This is a genomic window from Flammeovirga sp. OC4, assembly GCF_000812565.1.
GTDB lineage: Bacteria > Bacteroidota > Bacteroidia > Cytophagales > Flammeovirgaceae > Flammeovirga.
This window is the reverse complement of the sequence record NZ_JTAM01000034.1, coordinates 1-628: the sequence shown is the minus strand read 5'-3', so window position 1 is coordinate 628 and position 628 is coordinate 1. Positions and strand designations below refer to the sequence as shown.

The 628-nt window shown below is 38.2% G+C and carries 1 protein-coding gene; it reads left to right on the top strand.

Translation table 11 applies throughout. The annotated features are described in order from the left end of the window. On the top strand, positions 1-628 hold a 628-nt coding region (locus tag PL77_RS32040; protein ID WP_044208357.1), incomplete at both ends, for a hypothetical protein.

Sequence of the window (628 nt, the reverse complement as noted above, 5' to 3'; positions counted from 1 at the left end):
TGAAATCGCTTCTCTTGAATATAACTGGACAAAAGTAAGCGACGGATCAACGGAAAGCTCAGCGGCGGAGTTAAGCATTCCTTCAATGACAAGTGACAATGCAGATAGTTATAGATTGAATATCACGTCAACTTCAATCACTGGTCTAACCATCTTCACAAAACAAATTGACCTATTATTTACATTAGGACAAGAGGATTCAGTGGCATTGTATAATCTATTCGTAGAGTTAGGAACAACGCCTGACAAAGCAATAGAAATGCGTGATTGGGTAGATAATGACGGAAAATCAGTAGCTACTCAAATTGATAACTACGGTAGAGTTATTGATTTAGATCTTTCGAATAGAGCTTTAACTAGCTTGCCAACCAGCCTTACAATTGAAAACTTCGGGTATTTAGAAACGGTAAATCTTGCGGATAACCAATTAGAGGATGTCGCACTAACTTCTTTTGATAATGCCAATGACCAAAAGACACAATTCAATGTTGATAATAACCTCCTATTCTTCGATGAACTTATTGAAAATAGTGAGTATATCAGCAGTTACGATGGTCAAACCTATAGCGGTGCAGATACGGAAACAGCGACAGTCACTTACGGAGATCCTTACTCTTACGATGGAGGA